The 21,244-nt window shown below is 73.1% G+C and carries 21 protein-coding genes; 8 read left to right on the top strand and 13 right to left on the bottom strand.

All coding sequences use genetic code 11. The features are described 5' to 3' along the window. Positions 1-51: 51 nt before the first annotated feature. From ACIBVL_RS12645 to pdhA, 5 genes are read right to left on the bottom strand one after another with little or no spacing between them, the layout of a single operon-like run. Entirely contained in the window at positions 52-1,470 is a 1,419-nt protein-coding gene (locus tag ACIBVL_RS12645) for a molybdopterin molybdotransferase MoeA (RefSeq protein ID WP_399096307.1), read from the bottom strand. Further along, complete coding sequence (locus tag ACIBVL_RS12650) at positions 1,467-2,378, bottom strand: NTP transferase domain-containing protein (protein ID WP_399096310.1); 912 nt, start codon at positions 2,376-2,378, stop codon at positions 1,467-1,469. The genes ACIBVL_RS12645 and ACIBVL_RS12650 overlap by 4 nt, the downstream gene beginning before the upstream one ends. 52 nt (positions 2,379-2,430) lie before the next feature. Then, on the bottom strand, positions 2,431-3,780 hold the full coding sequence (locus ACIBVL_RS12655) for a dihydrolipoamide acetyltransferase family protein (RefSeq protein WP_399096313.1): 1,350 nt from the start codon (positions 3,778-3,780) through the stop codon (positions 2,431-2,433). Further along, a complete protein-coding gene (locus ACIBVL_RS12660) occupies positions 3,780-4,784 on the bottom strand; it encodes an alpha-ketoacid dehydrogenase subunit beta (RefSeq protein ID WP_399096316.1) in 1,005 nt (334 codons plus the stop codon). The genes ACIBVL_RS12655 and ACIBVL_RS12660 overlap by 1 nt, the downstream gene beginning before the upstream one ends. 1 nt (position 4,785) lies before the next feature. After that, complete coding sequence (pdhA, locus tag ACIBVL_RS12665; protein WP_399096319.1) at positions 4,786-5,919, bottom strand: pyruvate dehydrogenase (acetyl-transferring) E1 component subunit alpha; 1,134 nt, start codon at positions 5,917-5,919, stop codon at positions 4,786-4,788. Between the two features lie 189 nt (positions 5,920-6,108). Here pdhA and ACIBVL_RS12670 point away from each other — a divergent pair, with 189 nt between their 5' ends. Next, on the top strand, positions 6,109-6,630 hold the full coding sequence (locus ACIBVL_RS12670) for an Lrp/AsnC family transcriptional regulator (RefSeq protein WP_399097218.1): 522 nt from the start codon (positions 6,109-6,111) through the stop codon (positions 6,628-6,630). A 2-nt stretch (positions 6,631-6,632) separates the two neighbouring features. Here ACIBVL_RS12670 and ACIBVL_RS12675 read toward each other — a convergent pair whose 3' ends face one another. Then, the gene (locus tag ACIBVL_RS12675; RefSeq protein WP_399096322.1) at positions 6,633-7,223 is read right to left on the bottom strand and encodes a TetR/AcrR family transcriptional regulator; all 591 of its coding nucleotides are present in this window, start codon (positions 7,221-7,223) and stop codon (positions 6,633-6,635) included. Further along, positions 7,220-8,734, bottom strand: coding sequence for a 3-hydroxyacyl-CoA dehydrogenase (locus tag ACIBVL_RS12680; protein ID WP_399096325.1), 1,515 nt, complete (start codon positions 8,732-8,734; stop codon positions 7,220-7,222). Before ACIBVL_RS12680 ends, ACIBVL_RS12675 begins: the two co-directional genes overlap by 4 nt. Positions 8,735-8,895: 161 nt before the next feature. Between ACIBVL_RS12680 and paaN the strand changes: the two genes are divergently transcribed. Beyond that, the gene (paaN, locus tag ACIBVL_RS12685) at positions 8,896-10,590 is read left to right on the top strand and encodes a phenylacetic acid degradation protein PaaN (RefSeq protein ID WP_399096328.1); all 1,695 of its coding nucleotides are present in this window, start codon (positions 8,896-8,898) and stop codon (positions 10,588-10,590) included. Positions 10,591-10,633: 43 nt separating this feature from the next. Here the strand turns inward: paaN and ACIBVL_RS12690 are convergent, their stop codons facing one another. From ACIBVL_RS12690 to ACIBVL_RS12700, 3 genes are read right to left on the bottom strand one after another with little or no spacing between them, the layout of a single operon-like run. Further along, entirely contained in the window at positions 10,634-11,383 is a 750-nt protein-coding gene (locus tag ACIBVL_RS12690; RefSeq protein WP_399096331.1) for a TrmH family RNA methyltransferase, read from the bottom strand. After that, positions 11,380-12,591, bottom strand: a complete 1,212-nt coding sequence (locus ACIBVL_RS12695; protein WP_399096334.1) for an HTTM domain-containing protein — start codon at positions 12,589-12,591, stop codon at positions 11,380-11,382. Before ACIBVL_RS12695 ends, ACIBVL_RS12690 begins: the two co-directional genes overlap by 4 nt. Then, complete coding sequence (locus ACIBVL_RS12700) at positions 12,588-13,349, bottom strand: DUF5819 family protein (RefSeq protein ID WP_399096337.1); 762 nt, start codon at positions 13,347-13,349, stop codon at positions 12,588-12,590. Before ACIBVL_RS12700 ends, ACIBVL_RS12695 begins: the two co-directional genes overlap by 4 nt. Positions 13,350-13,557: 208 nt before the next feature. Here ACIBVL_RS12700 and paaA point away from each other — a divergent pair, with 208 nt between their 5' ends. From paaA to ACIBVL_RS12730, 6 genes are all read left to right on the top strand, one after another. Beyond that, on the top strand, positions 13,558-14,568 hold the full coding sequence (gene paaA / locus ACIBVL_RS12705) for a 1,2-phenylacetyl-CoA epoxidase subunit PaaA (protein ID WP_399096340.1): 1,011 nt from the start codon (positions 13,558-13,560) through the stop codon (positions 14,566-14,568). Beyond that, positions 14,565-14,852 carry a 1,2-phenylacetyl-CoA epoxidase subunit PaaB gene (paaB, locus tag ACIBVL_RS12710; protein ID WP_328781588.1) on the top strand — a complete coding sequence of 96 codons (288 nt, stop codon included), beginning with the start codon at positions 14,565-14,567 and terminating at the stop codon, positions 14,850-14,852. Before paaA ends, paaB begins: the two co-directional genes overlap by 4 nt. Continuing rightward, on the top strand, positions 14,849-15,568 hold the full coding sequence (paaC, locus tag ACIBVL_RS12715) for a 1,2-phenylacetyl-CoA epoxidase subunit PaaC (RefSeq protein ID WP_399096345.1): 720 nt from the start codon (positions 14,849-14,851) through the stop codon (positions 15,566-15,568). The genes paaB and paaC overlap by 4 nt, the downstream gene beginning before the upstream one ends. After that, positions 15,562-16,095 (top strand): 1,2-phenylacetyl-CoA epoxidase subunit PaaD, encoded by a 534-nt coding sequence (paaD, locus tag ACIBVL_RS12720; protein WP_399096348.1) that lies wholly within the window; start codon positions 15,562-15,564, stop codon positions 16,093-16,095. The genes paaC and paaD overlap by 7 nt, the downstream gene beginning before the upstream one ends. Then, complete coding sequence (locus tag ACIBVL_RS12725) at positions 16,095-17,156, top strand: 2Fe-2S iron-sulfur cluster-binding protein (RefSeq protein WP_399096351.1); 1,062 nt, start codon at positions 16,095-16,097, stop codon at positions 17,154-17,156. Before paaD ends, ACIBVL_RS12725 begins: the two co-directional genes overlap by 1 nt. A gap of 90 nt (positions 17,157-17,246) precedes the next feature. After that, positions 17,247-18,386, top strand: a complete 1,140-nt coding sequence (locus tag ACIBVL_RS12730) for an acyl-CoA dehydrogenase family protein (RefSeq protein ID WP_399096354.1) — start codon at positions 17,247-17,249, stop codon at positions 18,384-18,386. A gap of 5 nt (positions 18,387-18,391) precedes the next feature. Here the strand turns inward: ACIBVL_RS12730 and ACIBVL_RS12735 are convergent, their stop codons facing one another. From ACIBVL_RS12735 to ACIBVL_RS12745, 3 genes are read right to left on the bottom strand one after another with little or no spacing between them, the layout of a single operon-like run. After that, a complete protein-coding gene (locus tag ACIBVL_RS12735) occupies positions 18,392-18,721 on the bottom strand; it encodes a rhodanese-like domain-containing protein (RefSeq protein ID WP_399097220.1) in 330 nt (109 codons plus the stop codon). Positions 18,722-18,749: 28 nt separating this feature from the next. After that, positions 18,750-19,547, bottom strand: coding sequence for a J domain-containing protein (locus ACIBVL_RS12740; RefSeq protein ID WP_399096357.1), 798 nt, complete (start codon positions 19,545-19,547; stop codon positions 18,750-18,752). Between the two features lie 51 nt (positions 19,548-19,598). Beyond that, a complete protein-coding gene (locus tag ACIBVL_RS12745; protein ID WP_399096360.1) occupies positions 19,599-21,032 on the bottom strand; it encodes a DUF2252 domain-containing protein in 1,434 nt (477 codons plus the stop codon). Between the last annotated feature and the right edge of the window lie 212 nt (positions 21,033-21,244).

Genomic DNA, 21,244 nt, shown 5'->3' on the forward strand with positions numbered 1-21,244 from the left:
CGTTTCACGTGAAACGGGCGGCCGCCTCCCGCGCGGCGGCGGCCGGCTGTTTCACGTGAAACAGGTGTCGACCCCGGCCGTCGCCCACGGCAGGTCGAGGACTTCCGCCTCCTGATCCGCCCGGGCACCGCCCGGGGGTACGACGGCGAGGGCGTCAGCCGCCGCGACGCCCCGCAGCATGGCCGGACCGTTGTAGTGCAGCGGCGTGGCATGGTCGCCCCGCAGCACCACGGGGACCAGCCGGGTGTCGTACGGGTGCCCGTGCGCCCCTTCCTTCAGGGGCAGCGCATACGGCTCCGGGGCCGGGCGGGCGGCCAGAGTGCGCAGCAGGGGCTCGGCGAGCGTGAGGAGGCCGGAGACGGCCGCCAGGGGGTTGCCGGGCAGGCCGACGAGGTGCTGGTCGTCCCTGGTGCGGGCCAGCAGCATGGGGTGGCCGGGGCGCACCTGGACGCCGTCGACGAGGAGTTCGGCGCCGATGCGGCGCAGCACGGGGTGGACGTGGTCGACGGGGCCGGCGGCGGTGCCCCCGGTGGTGACGATCAGATCGGCGGCCGACGTCGTGATGGCCCGGTGGAGGGCCTCCGCGTCGTCGCCGAGCCGGCGTACGGCCGTGACCTCGGCGCCCAGGGCGCGCAGCCACGGCGGCAGCATCGGGCCGAGCGCGTCCCGGATGAGACCGTCGTGCGGGCGGCCCTCGGTGAGCAGTTCATCGCCCAGGACGAACACCTCGGCCCGGGGGCGCGGTACGGCGGCGAGCGTGTCGTACCCGGCGGCCGCGGCGAGACCGAGCACCGCCGGGGTCACCACCGCGCCGGCGGGCAGCAACTGATCGCCGCGACGGCACTCCTGGCCACGGGGGCGGATGTCCTGGCCGTGGCTCATCTCGCGGGTGGGGTGCAGCCGGCCCTGGGCGTCGGTGCGGCCGTGCTCGCTGCGCAGTACCGCGGTGGTGTCCGGGGGGATACGGGCGCCGGTGGCGATGCGGGCGGCCTCGCCGTCGGTGAGGGGCGCGGGCGCGGCGCTCCCGGCCAGCACGCCCTCGTCCCGGACGTGCCAGGGGCCGGGGCCCGCGACCGCCCAGCCGTCCATGGCGGAGGTGTCGAAGGAGGGCAGGTCGGTGAGGGCGCTCAGAGGAGCGGCGAGGACGAGACCGAGGGCGTCGTCGAGAGGCACGGAGACATGGGCGCGGCGGGCGGCGTGCGGCCGGGCGGCGCGGGCGGCGATCGCGCGGGCCTGGGGCCAGGGGGTGGCCCGGTGGCCGTGACGGCCCTCGGGGGCGCGCGGGCCGTGAGCGGGGCGGTTGCCGTGGTCCTCGGGCTGCGCGGCCCCCGGCCCGGTCCCGGGCGTGGGGGCGCCGGCCGGGCGGGCGGGGCCCTTGCTGTCGTTCACGAGGGCGAGCACCTCCTCGACGTCGAGTTCCTCGGCCTCGAGATCCGCGTCCCGGCTCTCCCGGGTGCCGCGGGGGGTCATCCGGCGTCCGGTCCGGTGTCGCCGGGCTCGGTGGCGGCAGCCTGGTCGGCTCCGTCCTGTTCCGCCTCCCGCGCCCAGCGCAGCGCGAGGGCGGCGGCCTTGCGGGCGGCCTCGGCGACGGCTTCCGGGCCTCCCTCGGCCTGTGCGGCCGCGTAGCCGACCAGGAAGGTGGTCAGTGGGGCGGCGGGGCGGGCCACCCCGTGGGCGGCGTCCCGGGCGAGGTCGAGGAGGACGCCGGTGTCGACCTCGAGGTCGATGCCCAGCTCGTCCTTGACTGCGGAAATCCATTCATCCAACACGTGGTAATGCTCCCTGATACGTGCCCTTGCGGTGGCGATGTCGTCCCAGGTGTCGCAGTCGAAGGACGCGACCGGGTCGGGGACGCGGGTGAGGTCGAGTCCGGCGGTCAGCCGGCGCAGGGGCAGCCCCGTGAGGCCGCCGTGGGTCGTGGTGAGCAGCGCCAGTTCACGGCGCAGGGCGGCCGTGCGGTACGCGGCGACGAGCGGCTGGTCTCGGCCGTCGGCGTCGGTGAGCAGCGCGCCTTCGGCGGCCCCGTCGACGCGCAGGGCGTCCAGCAGCCGCCGTACGGTGCCGGCCGAGAGGAAGGGCAGGTCGGCGGAGAGGACGAGGACGTCGTCGGCCGTGGTCCGGCGCAGTCCGGCGTCGAGCGCGGCGACGGGACCCGCGCCCGGCGGGTCCTCGCGCGCCCAGCGCACGGGGCGTGCGGTGGGCCGGGGATCGGCGACGACGACGGTGGTGTGTGCCTCGGCGCAGGCGGCGAGGACCCGGTCGAGCAGCGCCCGTCCGCCGACCCGGACGCCGGGCTTGTCGGCGCCGCCGAGGCGCCGGGCGCCGCCGCCGGCGAGCACGACGGCGTCGTACTCGACGGGCGGCTCGTTCCGGGTCATCCCCTGAGTATGCGGGCCGTCCACGGCACAGCAAATGCGGGAGCGCCCGCCGTCACAGCGTGCGCAGCAGCACCGCCGGCTGTTCCACGCAGTCGGCGACGTGGCGGAGGAAGCCTCCGGCGGTGCCGCCGTCGCACACCCGGTGGTCGAAGGTGAGCGAGAGCTGGACGACCTGGCGGACCGCCAGCTCACCCCCGTACACCCAGGGCTTCGGGACGATCCGGCCGACGCCGAGCATGGCCGCCTCGGGGTGGTTGATGATCGGCGTGGAGCCGTCGACGCCGAAGACTCCGTAGTTGTTCAGCGTGAAGGTGCCGCCGGTCAGCTCGCCGGGGGTGAGGCGCCCGGCCCGGGCCGCCTCGGTGAGCCGGGCGAATTCCGCGGTGAGCCCCTCGGCGTCCCGGGCGTGCGCGTCACGGACCACGGGCACGACGAGCCCCCGCTCGGTCTGTGCGGCGAAGCCCAGGTGCACCCGGTCCAGCCGGACGACCTCCCTCGCCTCCACGTCGACGGTGGAGTTGAGCTCCGGGAACCGGGCCAGGGCGGCGGTGCAGATACGGGCCAGGAGGGCGAGGAGGGAGATTTTCGGCCCGCCGGTGGCGTTCATGGCGGTGCGGGCGCGCATCAGTTCGGTCGCGTCGGCGTCCACCCAGCAGGTCGCGTCGGGGATCTCCCGGCGGCTGCGCGACAGCTTGTCGGCGACGGCGCCCCGGACGCCCTTGAGGGGGATGCGGTGGCCGCCGGTGAGGGCGGGGGCGGCTGCGGCCGGGGTGGGGGGTGCGGGCTCGGGGGCGGCCGTCGTGCGCAGCGCCTGCTCCACGTCCGACCGCAGGATCAGTCCGTCGGGTCCGGAGCCCGTGAGCTCCCGCAGGTCCAGCCCGTTCTCCCGGGCGAGTCGGCGCACCAGCGGGGAGATCACCGGCACGGGACCCTCGGCCGGCCCGCGGTCCCCGGCCGGGCGGTCGGGCGACGGCAGAAGACCACTCGGCCCGCCCGCCACCCCTGCTCCGACAGGAGCGGCCGGAGCCGCGGGCGGCGCGGGAGCAGCCGGCGCCGGGCCGGCCGGCCGTACCCGCCTGCGTCGCGCGGGTGCCTCCGACGTGCCGTATCCGACCAGGACGTTGCCCGACCCCCGGGCCTCACCACCGGAGGCGGGCGCGCCGACGGCGACCGTGATCAGCGGGGCGCCGACGGGCAGTTCGGTGCCCTCCTCGCCGAACCGGGCGGTGACCACACCGCCGTAGGGGCAGGGCACCTCGACCATCGCCTTGGCCGTCTCAACCTCGACGACCGGCTGGTCGACGGCGACCACGTCGCCGACCTGGACCAGCCAGCGCACGATCTCCGCCTCGGTGAGCCCCTCGCCGAGGTCGGGCAGCTTGAACTCCAGCACCTGTGCCATCAGTTCTCGGCCTCCCACTGCAGGCGCGCCACGGCGTCCAGGATGCGGTCGACGCCGGGCAGGTGGTGGCGCTCCAGCATCGGCGGCGGGTAGGGGATGTCGAAGCCGGCGACCCTCAGCACCGGTGCCTCCAGGTGGTGGAAACAGCGCTCCGTGACCCGGGCCGCGATCTCCCCGCCCGGGCCGCCGAAGGAACCCGACTCGTGGACGACGACCGCGCGCCCGGTACGTCGTACGGAGGCGGCGACCGTCTCGTCGTCGAAGGGCACCAGGGAGCGCAGGTCGACGACCTCGAGGTCCCAGCCCTCGGCGCGGGCGGCCTCGGCGGCTTCGAGGCAGACGGGCACCGAGGGGCCGTAGGTGATGAGGGTGGCGCTGCGGCCGGGGCGGCGCACGACCGCTCGGCCGATCGGTTCCACGTCCGTCGGGTGCTCCGGGTTCCAGGAGTCCTTGGACCAGTACAGGCGTTTGGGTTCGAGGAACACCACCGGGTCGTCCGAGGCGATGGCGGCGCGCAGCAGGCCGTACGCGTCGGCGACGGTCGCGGGCGTGACGACATGGAGCCCCGGAGTCGCCGTGTAGTAGGCCTCGGAGGAGTCGCTGTGGTGCTCGACGCCGCCGATGCCGCCGCCGTAGGGGACGCGGACGGTGATCGGCAGGGGCATACGGCCGCGGGTGCGGTTGCGCATCCGGGCGACATGGCTGATGAGCTGTTCGAACGCCGGGTAGGCGAACGCGTCGAACTGCATCTCGACGACCGGGCGCAGGCCGTACATGGCCATCCCGACGGCGGTGCCGAGGATGCCCGCCTCGGCGAGCGGGGTGTCGGTGCAGCGGTCCTCGCCGAACTCCTCGGCGAGTCCGTCGGTGACGCGGAAGACACCGCCCAGCGTGCCCACGTCCTCGCCCAGGACGTGCACGGACGGGTCGGCGGTCATCGCGTCGCGGAGCGCGCGGGTGAGCGCCTGGGCCATGGTGGCGGGCTTGAGGGCGACGGTCGTCATGTCAGTGCGCGCCTTCCCGCTCCGCGTCGAGCTCGGCCCGCAGGAGTGCCCGCTGCTCGCGCAGCTGGGGGGTGTCCTCGGCGTACACGTCGGCGAACAGGTCCATGGGGTCGAGGACCGGGTCCTGGTTCATGCGGGCGCGCAGGTCGGCGGCCATCGCCTCGGCGGTGTCCCGCGCGGCCTGCCTGCCGTTCTCGTCGAGCAGCCCGCGCGCGGTGAGCTCGCGTTCCAGCAGCAGGATCGGGTCGTGCTCGCGCCATGTCTCGACCTCGGCGTCACCGCGGTAGCGGGTGGCGTCGTCGGCGTTGGTGTGCGCCTCGACGCGGTACGTCACGGCCTCGACCAGGGTCGGCCCGCCGCCCTCGCGCGCGCGGCGTACGGCGTCGGTGAGGACCTCGTGCACGGCGGCGGCGTCGTTGCCGTCGACCAGGCGGCCCGGCATGCCGTATCCGACGGCCTTGTGGGCCAGGGAGGGGGCGGCGGTCTGCTTGGCGAGCGGCACGGAGATCGCGAAGCCGTTGTTCTGGACCAGGAAGACCACCGGGGCCTGCCAGACGGCGGCGAAGTTCAGCGCCTCGTGGAAATCGCCCTCGCTGGTGCCGCCGTCGCCGACCATCGCGAGCGCGACCACGTCGTCGCCCTTGAGGCGGGCGGCGTGCGCGAGGCCCACGGCGTGCGGGAGCTGGGTGGCGAGCGGGGTGCACAGCGGGGCCACTCGGTGCTCGTACGGGTCGTAGCCGGTGTGCCAGTCGCCGCGCAGCAGGGTCAGGGCCTCCACGGGGTCCACGCCGCGGGCGACGACCGCGAGGGTGTCGCGGTAGCTGGGGAAGAGCCAGTCGCGGTCCTGAAGGGCCAGCGCGGCGGCGACCTCGCAGGCCTCCTGGCCGGTGCTGGAGGGATAGACGGCGAGCCGCCCCTGCTTGGTCAGGGCGGTGGCCTGGGTGTTGTACCGGCGGCCGTGCACCAGCTGGGTGTACAGCCGCCGCAGCAGCTCCGGGTCGGCCTGCGCGGCGTTCTCGGTGCCGAGAACGCGGTACGGCTCCGCGTCGGGCAGCAGCGGCGCGGGGTCGGTGCGGGGCTGCCAGGCGGGCGGCGGGGTGGGCCGGTAGGCTCCCCGCTGCTCCATGACCGTCATGACGGCACCTCCTCGTGGGAGCGGCTCGGAAGGCGCGTCGGCTGTGACCCGCCTCACCTACCGATTGTTCGGTCGCCGGCACATTTTGGCTACAGCCCCCCTCAGGCTGTGGACAAACGGTTCTCCACAGCCTGAGATGGACGCAGTGCGTCCATGGCGGAGAGGCGGGGGCACGTGGCACCTGAACAAATGGCCGAGGGCCCGGAAGGCACTGCCGCGCCGCCGTTGCCCGAACGGCCCGAGAGCGGTGCCGCGCTGCCGCCGCCGCGCCCGCTCGACGCGATCGACCGGGACATCCTGCAGATGCTCCAGGCGGACGGGCGCGCGTCGATACGGTCGGTCGCCGAGCGGGTGCACGTCTCGCGCGCCAACGCCTACGCGCGGATCAACCGGCTCGTCGAGGACGGCGTGATCCGCGGCTTCGGCGCCCGGGTGAACCATGAGCGGGCGGGACAGGGGACGAGTGCGTACATCACGCTGAAAATCGTGCAGAACTCCTGGCGCACGGTGCGCGAGCAGCTCAGACAGCTGCCGGGTGCCTCTCACATCGCCCTCGTCGGGGGCGATTTCGACGTCCTGCTCCTGGTGCACACGCCCGACAACCGGGCGCTGCGCGAGGTGGTGCTGACCCGGCTCCAGGCCATCCCCGAGGTGCTCAGCACCCGCACGCTGCTGGTGTTCGAGGAGGAGGATCTGGAGCCGCAGGGCTGAGGTCAGCTCTCGTAGCGCAGCCCTGTGAACACCAGCCGCACCACCGCTTCGGACACTTCCCGTTCGCCCATCCCGCGGCCGTCCGGCCGGTACCACTCGACGATCGAGTTGATCATCCCGAAGACCAGTCGGGTCGCGAGGCGCACCTCGACGTCGCAGCGCACGCTGCCGTCGGCGGCCGCCGCCTTGAGCAGGGCGGCGACCCGGTGGTCGAACTCGCGGCGCCGTTCCAGGGCCCATCGCTCGGTCTCGGTGTTGCCGCGCACGCGCAGCAACAGCGTCACGTAGGGCAGCTCGGTGATGAGCACCTCGACCATGCGCCGCAGGACGTACTCCAGACGTTCGGCGGCGACTCCCTCGCGCGCCCGCTCCTCCTCGAGGATCCCGAACAGGCCGTCCAGGGCGCGGCTGACGGCCCGGCGCAGCAGTTCCTCCTTGCCGGTGACGTGGTGGTAGATCGACGACTTGGAGATGCCGGCCGCCCGGGAGAGGTGCTCCATGGAGGTGCCGTCGTAGCCGCGCTCGATGAAGACCTGGACGGCGACGGAGAGCAGGGTCTCCGGGGTGTACGTGTCGCGCTTGGCGGTGGTCACGAGGCGCCCTCCCGCTTCTCGGTGGCGAAGGAGTGCCGGTAGAGCGCGAGGGACGGCGCGTAGCGGCCGGAGGGGTCGCGGTCGTGCAGGTCGTCCAGGAGGGAGAACGCCCACATGCGGCCCAGGCGGCGGCTCCACTCGAAGGGGCCGAGGGGATAGTTCACGCCGAGGCGCATCGCGGTGTCGATGTCCTCCTCGGTGGCGACGCCCTTGGCGACGGCGTCGTGCGCGAGGTCGACGATCCGGGCGACGGTGCGGGCGACGATCATGCCGGGGACGTCGCCGATGACGCTGACGTCCTTGCCGAGCGCCTGGAACAGGCCGATCGCCTCGGACAGGGTCTGCGAGGAGGTGTCCTGGGAGGCGGACAGGGCGACGCGGGTGGCCTTGCGGTAGTCGACGGCGAGGTCGAAGTAGACGACGTCACGGAACTCGACGGAGGTCTGGCCGTCGGCGAGGGCGAGCTGGCCGCCGCCGGGCAGCACCAGCCGGGTGCCGTGGTCCTCCTCGTCCTCGCGGACCTGGATGCCCGCCTCGCGGATCAGTGCCAGCACCTCGGACGCGGGGCCCAGGTCGCCCTCGGCGACGACGTAGGCGGGCGCCTGATGCTTCTCGGCGGTGTGCGGCTCGGCGCGCTCCCCCTCGTCCCGGTAGTCGTACCAGCCCTGACCGGTCTTGCGGCCCAGACGGCCGGACTCGACCAGGCGGCGCTGGGCGAGCGAGGGCGTGAAGCGCACGTCCTGGAAGAAGGACTGCCACACGGAGTGCGTCACCGACTCGTTGACGTCCTGTCCGATCAGGTCGGTCAGCTCGAACGCGCCCATCCGGAAGCCTCCGGACTCGCGCAGGACGGCGTCGATGGTGGCCGGGTCGGCGCCCTGCGCCTCGTAGACGGCGAACGCCTCGGCGTAGAAGGGCCGCGCGATGCGGTTGACGATGAACCCGGGGGTGTCGGCGCAGGCGACCGGCGTCTTGCCCCAGGAGCGTGCGGTCTCGTACGCGCGCGTGGCCGACGTGACGTCGGTGGCGTAGCCGGAGACCACCTCGACCAGCGGCAGCAGCGGCGCGGGGTTGAAGAAGTGCAGTCCCACGAAACGGCCCGGGTTGCGCAGGGCGCCGCCGATGGCCGTCACCGACAGGGACGAGGTGTTGGTGGCGAGCAGACAGTCCTCGCCGACCACGTCCTCCAGTTGGCGCAAGAGCTCCTGTTTGACGTCCAGCTGCTCCAGGACGGCCTCCACGACCAGTGCGCAGTCCGCGAGGTCGGCGAGGCTCTCGGCGGCCGCCAGACGGGCGCGCGCGATGTCCCGGTCGGAGGCGGCGAGACGGTTCTTGTCCACGAGCCGGTCGAGCCGGGCGCCGATCGCGGCGGCCGCTTCCCGGGCCCGGCCGGGGACGGCGTCGTACAGGCGTACGGGGTGGCCCGCGACCAGCGCGACCTGGGCGATGCCCTGGCCCATGGTGCCGGTGCCGACGACGGCCACGGGGCTGCTGAGGTCGAGTGCTGTCATGTGCGCGATCCTCCCGCACGGGGTTTTCCACAGATGCGGCAGGCCCCCTTGTCCCGACCGATCGTTCGGTTACTCTAGCTCTGACTGGCTGTTCCCGCCCAGGTTTTTCCGTCACGTCATGAGCTCGACGGAGAGTTCTCAAGACGAGGAGTTGGTCTCGCATGGCCGCCGCCGAACTGACCGCCGCCGATCTGCTCGCCCAGCACCGGCCGACCCTCGATCAGGCGCTGGAAGCGATCCGCACCCGCGCGTACTGGTCCCCGCACCCGGAGCACCCCAAGGCCTACGGGGAGAACGGCAGCCTGGACGCGGCGGCCGGCAAGGCCGCCTTCGACGCCGTCCTGAACACCCGCCTCGACCTCGGCCAGCCCGGTACGGACGACTGGGTGGGCGGCGAGGTGTCCCCCTACGGCATCGAGCTCGGCGTGACGTACCCGCACGCGGACACGGACGTGCTGCTGCCCGCCATGCGGGCCGGACAGCGCTCCTGGCGGGACGCGGGCGCGGAGGTCCGAGCGGTGGTCTGTGTGGAGATCCTCAAGCGGATCGGCGACCGGACGCACGAGTTCGCGCACGCGGTCATGCACACCTCCGGCCAGGCATTCATGATGGCGTTCCAGGCGGGCGGCCCGCACGCCCAGGACCGCGGCCTGGAGGCGGTGGCGTACGCGTACGCGGAGCAGGTCCGCACGCCTGGCACGGCGGGGTGGGCCAAGCCGCAGGGCAAGCGCGACCCGCTCAGGATGACCAAGACCTTCACGCCGGTCCCGCGCGGCACCGCCCTGCTGATCGGCTGCAACACCTTCCCGACGTGGAACGGCTACCCGGGCCTGTTCGCGTCCCTGGCCACCGGCAACGCGGTCCTGGTCAAGCCCCACCCCCGCGCGGTGCTGCCGCTCGCCCTGACCGTCCAGGTCGCCCGCGAGGTGCTCGCCGCCGCCGGCTTCGACCCGAACCTCGTCGCGCTGGCCGCCGAGCGGCCGGGCGAGGGCATCGCCAAGACCCTCGCGACCCACCCCGACATCAAGATCATCGACTACACGGGCTCGACGTCCTTCGGCGACTGGCTGGAGGCCAACGCCCGCCAGGCGCAGGTCTACACCGAGAAGGCCGGCGTCAACACCGTGCTCGTGGAGTCGACCGCGAACTACAAGGGCATGCTCGCCAACCTGGCGTTCTCCCTGTCCCTCTACAGCGGCCAGATGTGCACCACCCCGCAGAACCTGCTGATCCCCCGTGACGGCATCCGCACCGACGAGGGGCCGAGGACCTACGACGAGGTGGTCGCCGACCTCGCCCGCGCCGTCGACGGCCTGCTCGGCGACGACGCCCGCGCCAACGCCCTGCTGGGCGCCATCGTCAACCCGGACGTCAAGGCCCGCCTGGAGGCCGCCGCCGGCCTCGGCGAGGTCGCCCTCGCCTCCCGCGAGGTGACCAACCCGGAGTTCCCGGGCGCGGTCGTGCGCACCCCCGTGATCGTGAAGCTGGACGGTGCCAAGCCGGACGACGAGGCCGCCTACATGAGCGAGTGCTTCGGCCCGGTCTCCTTCGCCGTCGCCGTCGACTCCGCCGCCGACGCCCTGGCTCTGCTGCGGCGCACGGTGCGCGAGAAGGGGGCGATGACGGTCGGCGCGTACACGACGGACGCCGAGGTCGAGCGCGAGGTGGAGGAGGTCTGCCTGGAGGAGGCCGCCCAGCTGTCCCTCAACCTCACCGGCGGGGTGTACGTCAACCAGACGGCCGCCTTCTCCGACTTCCACGGCTCCGGTGGCAACCCGGCGGCGAACGCCGCGCTGTGCGACGGGGCGTTCGTCGCGAACCGGTTCCGGGTGGTGGAGGTGCGGCGGGACGCATAGCCCCAAGGGGGTGTTCCGTCCGAGACACCCCTGTTCGGAGCCCTTAGCCGGACAGGCCCCCGGTCGCGCTCCAGTGGTACAGCGTCATCGCCACACTCGTCGCGAGGTTGTAGCTGGAGACCTGGGGGCGCATCGGCAGGGACAGCAGGTGGTCGGCACGCGCGCGCAGGTCGGCGGAGAGGCCGCTGCGTTCCGAGCCGAAGGCAAGGAGGGCGTCGTCCGGGAGCTTGACGCCCCGCAGGTCGTCGCCCTCCGGGTCCAGGGCGAACACCGGCCCGCCGGGCAGGTCCGCCACGGTCAGCCGCTCCACGGCGGTCGCGAAGTGCAGGCCCGCCCCGCCGCGCACCACGGTCGGATGCCAGGGGTCGAGCGTGCCGGTGGTGACCACCCCGGTCGCCCCGAAGCCGGCGGCCAGCCGGATCACCGCCCCCGCGTTGCCCAGGTTGCGCGGGTTGTCGAGGACCACGACGGGCGCGGTGCGGGGCGTGTGCGCCAGCTTCGCCAGCTGGGCCTCGCGGGAGGGCCGTACGGCGAGGGCGGCCAGGGCCGTGGGATGCGGACGCGGCACGAGCGAGGCGTACGTCGTCTCCGGGACCTCCGCCAGCAGGGCGTCCAGCGTCCCGCGTACGTCGGGGGCGAGCTCGTCGGCGAGGGCGAGCGCCGCCTCCCGGTCGGCGGTGACCGCGACCGGCACCTCGGCCCCGAAGCGCACGGCGTGCTTGAGGGCGTGGAAGCCGTCGAGCAGGACGTGGGAGTCGGCCAGGCGGTGCCAGGCGCTCACGGGGTCGGTCATGACGGGGAGCCTACGTGGCGTGGTTCGGGGTTCTCCGGTGCCCGCTGCTCCGGCACCGGCCCACCGCCGTCGCGCGAGAACAGCAGCACGCGCGCGCGTGCCGCCCAGCCGCCCAGCCGGCGCAGGAACGAGGCCGGCAGGAAGACCGCGTCCGTCGCGATCATCGCCAGCGAGAAGAACGGCAGTCCGAGCAGCACGGCGATCACCGCGTGCTCGGTCATCATCGCCACCAGCAGCACGTTCTTCACCCGCCGGTTGAACAGCGTGAACGGGAAGGCGACCTGCACGATGACGGTCCCGTACGTCACCAGCATCACCATCGTGCCGCTGGCGGAGAGCAGGTCGCCGAGCGCCGGCCAGGGGGAGAAGTAGTCCAGCTGCAGCGGGTAGTACACGGCGGTGCCGTCCTGCCAGCGCGAGCCCTGGATCTTGTACCAGCCGGCCGTCGCGTAGATCAGACAGGCCTCGGCCATGATCACGAGCAGGGCGCCGTTGTGCAGGATGTTGGCGATCACGTCGAGCAGGATCCGGGGCTCCGCGGACCGCGCACGGCGGCCCACGACCCACCACAGCGCCTGTGCGGCCCACACCGCCCACAGGAGCGCCGGGATCAGCCAGCCGCTGTGGAAGCGGCCGGCCACCGTCACGGTGGTCAGCACGAACCCGGAGACCAGCCACAGGGCGGGACCGACCCGGTCGCCGGTCCACTCCCCGCGCGCGTGTGCCTCCTGCGCGCGGCGGGCCCGGCGGGCGTCCACCGACCACACCTGACCGCAGCGCGTGAACACCAGGTAGATCGACATCAGGTGCAGGACGTTGTCGCCGCCGTCCCCCATGAAGACACTGCGGTTCTGCAGCGAGAGCACGCCGACCATGAACAGCACCGACATGGTGCGCGTGCGCCAGCCCACCAGCAGCAGGAGGCTCGCGAGCACGGCGAGCGCGTACACGACCTCGAACCAGACCCGCCCGTCCGACCACATCAGGGCCGTGAACGCGTCGTTGCTGCCGATCAGCTGCCGGGCCAGGATCCAGCCCCAGGGACTGTCGGGGCCGTAGAGCTCATCGCGGTGGGGCAGCTCGCGCAGCAGGAACAGCAGCCAGGTCGCGCTGAAGCCGATACGGACCACGGCGCTCTGGTACGGGCCGTGCGCCGACTCGGTGGCCCGCGCGATGGCGGCGGACACCGACAGCGTGAAGCGGTTCACCGCATGCCTCCCTCGGCCTCGGCGTCCGGCACGGACCACCAGGGCAGCACCCGGTACACCGGCGTCGACGACACCTTCTCGCTGCTCCACTTCGGCGGGGTCACATTGGTGGTGCTGGAGCGGACCTGGACCCGTTCGAGAAGGCCGTCGGCGCCGGCCGCGCCGCCGCGTGCCAGCCGCAGCTCCACGATCCGGCGCAGATAGGTCTCGGAGAGGGCGCCGCGCAGTCCGACCGGGCGGTTGTCGGTGCCGTGCGAGGCGGTGAAGAAGTCCCAGGCGCGGCGCAGCTCGTTCTGCTCGGTGTGGCTGGGCAGCAGGTTGTGGTCGATGTCCCGGCCGTCCTGCGCGGACAGGTCGTACCAGCCGGTGGTGCGCGTGTCGCCGTCGGGGGTGCGGATCTGGGCGCGGACCTGGATGGCGATGTTCTGCTGCAGCGGGTTCGGCGCGAACAGCTTCCAGTTCTGCTCGAACTCCGGGTAGACCCAGTCGTCGACCGCCTGACCGTGCGCCTTGGTGACCGTGTTCGACGGCGCGACGTGCAGGAACACCATCCCCAGGTGCACACAGACGGCGACCGCCACGACGGCGAGCGCGAGGGCGGCGCCTATTTGGTAGCGCGGGGAGAGGGCGGCCACTCCGGTGCGGGGCTCGGGGAGTTCGGGAGGAGGGGCAGCGGTCGTGAGCGGAGTCTCAGCCTCCGCCTGCTCTGGCGTCCTCGGCCCCCGCCGGGCGTCAGACCCTCCGTCGTACGCGTCCATTCCGCCCCGTTCCCCGATTCCGGTCGACTTCCCGTTGCCGCTGCGTCGCGCACTCGCGAACGGTACTCAGCCCCACCCGTGCGGCGCAGCCCCTCCCCGCCCGGAGGTTATCCACAGCGGTTGACACCTTACGACGGCCGTCCCACCATGGAATCGCACGGACCGAACGATCGGTCGGGAGCAACAGGAAGCGATCAAGGGGGACCGCATGGCGACAGCAGCCGCGCAGCAGCCGGCCCGCACCCAGCCGCACGCCGAAGGAAGCGCCCCGGGCGGCGACGAGGCGTACCAGCGCGTGTTCGACGCCGCCGTGGCCGCGGACGAGCGCATCGAGCCCCGCGACTGGATGCCCGACGCCTACCGCGCGACGCTGGTGCGGCAGATCGCCCAGCACGCCCACTCCGAGATCATCGGCATGCAGCCGGAGGCCAACTGGATCACGCGCGCGCCCTCGCTGCGCCGCAAGGCCATCCTGATGGCCAAGGTCCAGGACGAGGCCGGCCACGGGCTCTACCTGTACAGCGCTGCCGAAACCCTCGGCGTCGGCCGCGACGAACTGCTGGACAAGCTGCACACCGGCCGCCAGAAATACTCCTCGATCTTCAACTACCCGACCCTGACCTGGGCGGACGTCGGTGCGATCGGCTGGCTCGTGGACGGCGCCGCGATCACCAACCAGGTCCCCCTGTGCCGCTGCTCCTACGGGCCGTACGCACGCGCGATGGTCCGCATCTGCAAGGAGGAGTCCTTCCACCAGCGCCAGGGATACGAGCTGCTGCTGGCCCTCAGCAAGGGCACGCCCGAGCAGCACGCGATGGCCCAGGACGCGGTGGACCGCTGGTGGTGGCCGTCGCTGATGATGTTCGGCCCGCCCGACGACGAGTCGGCGCACTCGGCGCAGTCGACGGCCTGGAAGATCAAGCGCCACTCCAACGACGAGCTGCGCCAGCGCTTCGTCGACATCTGCGTCCCCCAGGCGGAGTCCCTCGGCCTCACGCTTCCCGACCCGGACCTGCGGTGGAACGAGGAGCGGGGGCACCACGACTTCGGCCCGATCGACTGGACGGAGTTCCAAGAGGTCCTCAAGGGCAACGGGCCCTGCAACGAACAGCGCATGTCCCAGCGCAGGCGGGCCCACGACGAGGGCGCCTGGGTGCGGGAGGCGGCCGCGGCCCACGCGGCGAAGCACACCGGCGAGAAGGGCGTGGCACAGGCATGACGAACACCGACTGGCCGCTGTGGGAGGTCTTCGTGCGCTCCCGGCGCGGCCTCTCCCACACCCACGCCGGCAGCCTGCACGCGCCGGACGCGGAGTTGGCCCTGCGCAACGCCCGCGACCTGTACACCCGGCGCGGCGAAGGCGTCAGCATCTGGGTGGTGCCGTCCTCGGCGGTCACGGCCTCCTCGCCGGACGAGAAGGACCCGTTCTTCGATCCGTCCGCCGACAAGCCCTACCGGCACCCGACGTTCTACGAGATCCCGGAAGGGGTGAAGCACCTGTGACGACGACAGTCTCCACGACGGCCGCGCTCGCCCTCGGCGACGACGCCCTGGTGCTCTCCCACCGCCTCGGTGAGTGGATGGGCCACGCGCCCGTGCTGGAGGAGGAGGTCGCCCTCGCCAACATCGCGCTGGACCTTTTGGGCCAGGCACGCGTCCTGTTGTCGATGGCCGGCGACGAGGACGAGCTGGCCTATCTCCGCGAGGAACGCGCCTTCCGCAACCTCCAGTTGGTCGAGCAGCCCAACGGCGACTTCGCCCACACCATCGCCCGCCAGCTGTACTTCTCGACCTACCAGCACCTGCTGTACGCCGAACTGGCCGCGGGCGACGGCCCGTTCGCCGGCCTCGCCGCGAAGGCCGTCAAGGAGGTCGCCTACCACCGCGACCACGCCGAGCAGTGGACCCTGCGCCTCGGCGACGGCACGGAGGCGAGCCAGGAGCGGATGCGCCGCGCGTGCGCGGCCCTGTGGCGGTTCACCGGGGAGATGTTCCACCCCGTGGACGGGCTGGACGTCGACCTGGCCGGGATCGGGACGACCTGGCTGGAGTCGGTCGGGGACGTGCTGAGCCGGGCCGGCCTGACGCTCCCCGAAGGCCCGCGGTCCGGGGCCTGGTCGGCCGGCGCCGGCCGCCAGGGCGTGCACACCGAGTCGTTCGGGCCGATGCTCGCCGAGATGCAGCATCTGCACCGCAGCCACCCGGGGGCGTCATGGTGACGGCCACCGCGCTGGAGGCGGAGCTCCTCGGGATCGCCGGTGCGGTCCCCGACCCCGAACTGCCGGTGCTCACCCTCCAGGAGCTGGGCGTCCTGCGCGCGGTGCGCCTGCGCGACGCGGACACGGTCGAGGTCGAGCTGACCCCGACGTACACCGGCTGCCCGGCCGTCGAGGCGATGTCCCTGGACATCGAGCGGGCCCTGCGCGCGCACGGCATGCGGGAGGTCACGGTCCGCACCGTGCTCAAGCCGGCCTGGTCGACCGACGACATCACCGCCGAAGGGCGCCGCAAACTCCGGGAGTTCGGCATAGCGCCGCCGCGTCCGGTGCGCGACCCGGGACCCGTGGCGCTGCGGCTCGGCCCGACCCGCACCCTCCAGGCTTCGGACCCCGCCGACCCGGTGCGCTGTCCGCACTGCGGCTCCGCCGACACCGAGTTGCTCAGCCGGTTCTCCTCCACCGCCTGCAAGGCACTGCGCCGCTGCCTGGCCTGCCGTGAACCCTTCGACCACTTCAAGGAGTTGTGATGGCCCGCTTCCACCCGCTCCCGGTGGCCGCGGTGGACCGGCTCACCGACGACTCCGTCGCCCTCACGTTCACCGTTCCCGAGGGACTGCGGGAGGAGTACCGGCACGCGCCCGGCCAGCACCTCGCCCTGCGGCGCGTGGCCGACGGCACCGAGATCCGGCGGACCTACTCGATCTGCTCGCCCGCGCCCGACCCCGCCGGCGAGGGGCCGCGCACGCTGCGGGTGGGCGTGCGGCTGGTGGAGGGCGGGGCCTTCTCGACCTATGCGCTGAAGGAGATCGACATCGGTGACGAGCTGGAGGTGATGACACCCGCCGGCCGCTTCACACTCGACCCCGCGCCCGGTCTGTACGCGGCGATCGTCGGCGGCAGCGGCATCACACCGGTGCTGTCGATCGTCTCCACCCTGCTGGCGCGCGAGCCCGGCGCCCGGTTCTGCCTGATACGCGGCGACCGTACGGCCGCGTCGACGATGTTCCTGGAGGAGGTCGCCGACCTCAAGGACCGGTATCCCGAGCGGCTGCAACTGGTCACCGTGCTCTCACGGGAGGAACAGCAGGCGGGACTGCCGTCCGGGCGGCTGGACCGGGAGCGGCTGACCGGGCTGCTGCCGGCGCTGCTGCCGGTGGCCGAGGTGGCGGGATGGTTCCTGTGCGGGCCGTTCGGGCTGGTGCAGGGCGCGGAGCGGGCACTGCGGGGACTGGGGGTCGCCCGCTCCCGGATCCACGAGGAGATCTTCCACGTGGACAGCGCGGCGCACCCGACCCCCGCGGCGGCTCCCGCCCACAGCACGGTGACCGCCCGCCTCGACGGCCGGGGCGGCAGCTGGCCGGTGCGGGACGGGGAGTCCGTCCTGGACACGGTGTTGCGCAACCGGCCCGACGCGCCCTACGCCTGCAAGGGCGGGGTGTGCGGGACCTGCCGGGCCTTCCTGGTCTCCGGCGAGGTGCGCATGGACCGCAACTTCGCGCTGGAGCCGGAGGAGACGGAGGCCGGATACGTCCTGGCGTGCCAGTCGCATCCGCTGACGGAGGCGGTGGAGGTGGACTTCGACCGGTGAGACGTCCCGGCTTCGAGCGGTTCCCTTCTTCTAGAACCTGTTCTATCTTGACGACCCGTCAGATCAGCTGACCCGTCGGGAGGACAGGCCGTGGACTTCACCTTCACCGAGGAGCAGCAGGCGGCGGCCGAGGCGGCACGGGGGGTGTTCGCCGGGGTCGCGCCCGACGGCGTCCCGAGTCCCGCGCTGACCAGGGGCCGCCCCGTCGCCGACGACCTCGACCGGGCCCTGTGGGCCAGGCTCGCCGCGGCGGACCTGCTGAGCCTGCTCCTCGACGAGGAGTCCGGCGGGGCCGGCCTGGACGCCGTCGCGCTGTGCCTGGTGCTGCGGGAGGCGGGGAAGGTGCTGGCACGGGTACCGCTGCTGGAGAGCAGCGCCGCCGCCGCGGCCGTCCAGGCCTACGGCGGGCCGGAGGCGAGGTCCGCGCTGCTCGCGCCGGCCGGGCGGGGCGAGCTCGTGCTGACCGTCGCCGCGAGCGGCCGCACCGGCCATGACGCGGCCGAACTCGCGGTGACCGCCCGGCAGGACGGCGACGCGTGGGTGGTGGACGGGGCGCAGACGGCAGTGCCCTGGGCGTACGAGGCGGACTTCGTCGTCGTACCGGCGCGTACCGGGGACGACCGGAGCGTCCTCGTGCTGGTCGCGCGCGGGCAGGAAGGGGCCGTACTCGCCGAGCAGGTCTCCACCACCGGCGAGCGGCTCGGCGAACTGCGACTGGAGTCGGCCCGGATCCCCTCCGCGTACGTCATCACCGCCGACGGCGCCTGGGAGTGGCTGCGGGCGCTGCTGGCCACCGGGACATGTGCGCTGGCGCTCGGTCTGGGCGACCGTGTCCTGGGGATGACCAGCGACTACGCGAGCAAACGAGAGCAGTTCGGGCATCCGATCGCCAGCTTCCAGGCCGTCGCCGTACAGGCCGCCGATCGCTACATCGACCTGCGTGCGATGGAGGTCACGCTGTGGCAGGCGGCGTGGCGGATCGCCTCCGGGGCATCGGGGGCGCTCCCCGCCTCCGGCGATGTCGCCGTGGCCAAGATCTGGGCCTCGGAGGGCGTACGGCGGATCGTGCAGACCGCACAGCATCTGCACGGAGGCTTCGGCGCCGACGTCGACTACCCGCTGCACCGGTACCACGCCTGGGCCAAGCACCTGGAGCTGTCGCTCGGGCCGGCGGCGGCGCACGAGGAGGCCCTGGGCGACCTGCTGGCCGCCCATCCCCTCGGGGTCTGAGCCGCCTACACGACGGAACCGGGCTGCCCGTCGTCCTTCACGACGGGACGGCCCGCGGCCTCCCACTGCTGCATACCGCCGTCGACGTTCGCGGCGTCGATGCCCTGCTGGACGAGGTACATGGTCACCTGGGCCGAACGGCCGCCGGAGCGGCAGATCACATGGACCCGTCCGTCCTGCGGGGCCGCCTCGGTCAGCTCGCCGTAGCGGGCGACGAACTCGCTCATGGGAATGTGCAGGGCCGCCGCGGCATGCCCCGCCCGCCACTCCTCGTCCTCCCGGACGTCCACCAGGAAGTCGCCGTCCTTGAGGTCGCCGACCCCGACCGTGGGCACACTGGATCCGAACATCATGCCCCCGACGCTACCCGACCAGCTGGGCCAGCTCCGCTTCCTTCCGGGCGACATCGGCCAGCAGCTGCTCGGCGATCTCGTCCAGGAGGCGGTCGGGGTCGTCCGGGGCCATCCGGAGCATGGAGCCGATGGCGCTCTCCTCCAGGTTCCGCGCGACGAGCGCGAGCAGTTCCTTGCGCTCGGCCAGCCACTCCAGGCGGGCGTAGAGCTCCTCGCTGGGCGTCGGGCGCCGCTCGGCGGGCGCCGGGCCGGCCGCCCACTCCTCGGCCAGCTCCCTGAGCAGGACCTCGTCGCCGCGGGCGTAGGCGGCGTTGACACGGGTGATGAACTCCTCGCGCCGCGCCCGCTCGCCGTCCTCCTGCGCCAGGTCGGGGTGGGCCTTGCGGGCCAGCTCGCGGTAGAGCTTGCGGGCCTCCTCACTGGGCCGTACCCGCTCCGGGGGCCGCACCGACTGGTCCGTGAGCATCGCCACGGCTTCCGGGAAGAGCCCCTCCGCGTTCATCCAGCCGTGGAACAGTTCCTCGACCCCCGGCATCGGCAGCACCCGGGCCCGCGCCTCCTGGGCCTTCTGCAGGTCCTCGGGATCGCCGGTGCGGGCGGCCCTTGCCTCGGCTATCTGCGCGTCCAGCTCGTCGAGCCGGGCGTACATCGGACCGAGTTTCTGGTGGTGGAGCCGCGAGAAGTTCTCGACCTCGACGCGGAAGGTCTCCACCGCGATCTCGAACTCGATCAACGCCTGCTCAGCGGCCCGCACGGCCTGTTCCAGCCGCTCTTCGGGCCGCGACTGCTCAGTTTCGGGGGTCGTCACCCGACCAGCCTAGGCCACGTCCAGGCCACGACCCCTGAGCCGACACCCCTCTCACACGCCCGTCTCCGCCGCGATCCGCCCCGCCCGTACCGCCGTCACCAGGGCCGTGTGGTCCGCCTCCGTGCGGTCGGCGTAGGTGACGGCGAAGGTGGCGATCGCCTCGTCGAGTTCCTCGTTCTTGCCGCAGTAGCCGGCGATCAGGCGCGGGTCGGCGCTGTGGGAGTGGGCGCGGGCCAGGAGGGCGCCGGTCATACGGCCGTAGTCGTCGATCTGGTCGGCGGCGAGCGCGGCCGGGTCGACACTGCCCTTGCGGTTGCGGAACTGCCGTACCTGGAAGGGGCGGCCCTCGACCGTCGTCCAGCCCAGCAGGATGTCACTGACGACCTGCATCCGCTTCTGTCCCAGCACCACCCGGCGGCCCTCGTGGTCGACGGACGGCGTCTCGAAGCCGGCCGTCAGCAGGTGCGGCACCAGGGCTGAGGCCCGGGCCTCCTTGACCTGGAGGATCAGCGGTTCGCCCCGGTGGTCGAGGAGCAGGACGACGTACGAGCGGGTGCCCACACTGCCCGTGCCGACGACCCGGAAGGCGACGTCGTGCACCGCGTGCCGGGCCAGCAGGGGGAGCCGGTCCTCGGAGAGGGTGGCCAGGTAGGACTCCAGGGACAGGGTCACGGCCGCGGCCTCCGCGTCGGTGACCCGGCGCAGCACCGGCGGGGCGTCGATGAAGCGGCGCCCGCCGTCCTCGGTGGGCACGGTCGACTTCGCCGCGAATCGTCCGCTGGTGTTGGCCCGCGCCTTCTCCGAGACCCGCTCCAGCGTGCCCACCAGATCATGGGCGTCGGTGTGGGAGACGAGCTCCTCGTCGGCGATCGCGTTCCACGCGTCCAGCACCGGGATCTTGGCCAGCAGACGCATGGTGCGCCGGTAGGCGCCCGCCGCGTCGTGGGCCGCCTTGCGGCAGGTGTCCTCGTCCGCGCCGGCCTCCCGGCCCGCGAGCACCAGCGAGGCGGCGAGCCGCTTGAGGTCCCACTCCCAGGGGCCGTCGACCGTCTCGTCGAAGTCGTTCAGGTCGATGACCAGACCGCCGCGGGCGTCGCCGTACAGACCGAAGTTCGCCGCATGGGCGTCACCGCAGATCTGGGCGCGGATGCGGGTCATGGCGGTACGCGCGAGATCATGGGCCATGAGGCCCGCCGAGCCGCGCAGGAACGCGAACGGGGTGGCCGCCATCCGGCCGACCCGTATCGGCGTCAGTTCCGGGATACGGCCCTGGTTCGACTCCTCGACCGCCGTCACCGCGTCCGGGCGGGAGGTGTCCGGATCGAACCCCGCGTGCGCCGCCCTCGGCACCCGGTCGCGCAGCGCCCTGCCCCGCTCCTTCGGCGCGACCGATTCCCCTCCCGTGCCGGCCCACTCGGCGAATCCCCGCACCCCAGGCAGCCTGCGCGCCCCGCCCGGCACTGCCCCAGCCTCGGCCTCGGTCACGACGACCGCCTCCCCCGCACATACACCCGCGCCGATCAATTCCAGCCGACCGTACAGCCCGACGGCCTCACCGCGTCAGCCCCTGTGGACAACTCGGAGCCTGTGGACAATTCCCCGGGAACCCCACCGGCTCGGCGCCGCCGCGCACGTTTCACGTGAAACCGTGGAACCAGCCCTCCCAGGCTCCTGGTCGATGCACGGAACCCAGACCT

The organism is Streptomyces sp. NPDC049687 (genome assembly GCF_044465285.1).
Taxonomy (GTDB): Bacteria; Actinomycetota; Actinomycetes; order Streptomycetales; family Streptomycetaceae; genus Streptomyces.

Excerpts from the sequence above, each read along its gene's own strand:
- paaN (WP_399096328.1), top strand. The coding sequence starts at position 8,896 with ATGGCCGCCGCCGAACTGACCGCCGCCGATCTGCTCGCCCAGCACCGG.
- ACIBVL_RS12700 (WP_399096337.1), bottom strand. The coding sequence starts at position 13,349 with ATGGACGCGTACGACGGAGGGTCTGACGCCCGGCGGGGGCCGAGGACG.
- ACIBVL_RS12670 (WP_399097218.1), top strand. The coding sequence starts at position 6,109 with ATGGCCGAGGGCCCGGAAGGCACTGCCGCGCCGCCGTTGCCCGAACGG.
- ACIBVL_RS12650 (WP_399096310.1), bottom strand. The coding sequence starts at position 2,378 with ATGACCCGGAACGAGCCGCCCGTCGAGTACGACGCCGTCGTGCTCGCC.
- ACIBVL_RS12660 (WP_399096316.1), bottom strand. The coding sequence starts at position 4,784 with ATGACGACCGTCGCCCTCAAGCCCGCCACCATGGCCCAGGCGCTCACC.
- ACIBVL_RS12725 (WP_399096351.1), top strand. The coding sequence starts at position 16,095 with ATGGCCCGCTTCCACCCGCTCCCGGTGGCCGCGGTGGACCGGCTCACC.
- ACIBVL_RS12645 (WP_399096307.1), bottom strand. The coding sequence starts at position 1,470 with ATGACCCCCCGCGGCACCCGGGAGAGCCGGGACGCGGATCTCGAGGCC.
- ACIBVL_RS12680 (WP_399096325.1), bottom strand. The coding sequence starts at position 8,734 with ATGACAGCACTCGACCTCAGCAGCCCCGTGGCCGTCGTCGGCACCGGC.
- paaD (WP_399096348.1), top strand. The coding sequence starts at position 15,562 with ATGGTGACGGCCACCGCGCTGGAGGCGGAGCTCCTCGGGATCGCCGGT.
- ACIBVL_RS12690 (WP_399096331.1), bottom strand. The coding sequence starts at position 11,383 with ATGACCGACCCCGTGAGCGCCTGGCACCGCCTGGCCGACTCCCACGTC.
- paaA (WP_399096340.1), top strand. The coding sequence starts at position 13,558 with ATGGCGACAGCAGCCGCGCAGCAGCCGGCCCGCACCCAGCCGCACGCC.
- pdhA (WP_399096319.1), bottom strand. The coding sequence starts at position 5,919 with ATGACGGTCATGGAGCAGCGGGGAGCCTACCGGCCCACCCCGCCGCCC.
- ACIBVL_RS12655 (WP_399096313.1), bottom strand. The coding sequence starts at position 3,780 with ATGGCACAGGTGCTGGAGTTCAAGCTGCCCGACCTCGGCGAGGGGCTC.
- paaB (WP_328781588.1), top strand. The coding sequence starts at position 14,565 with ATGACGAACACCGACTGGCCGCTGTGGGAGGTCTTCGTGCGCTCCCGG.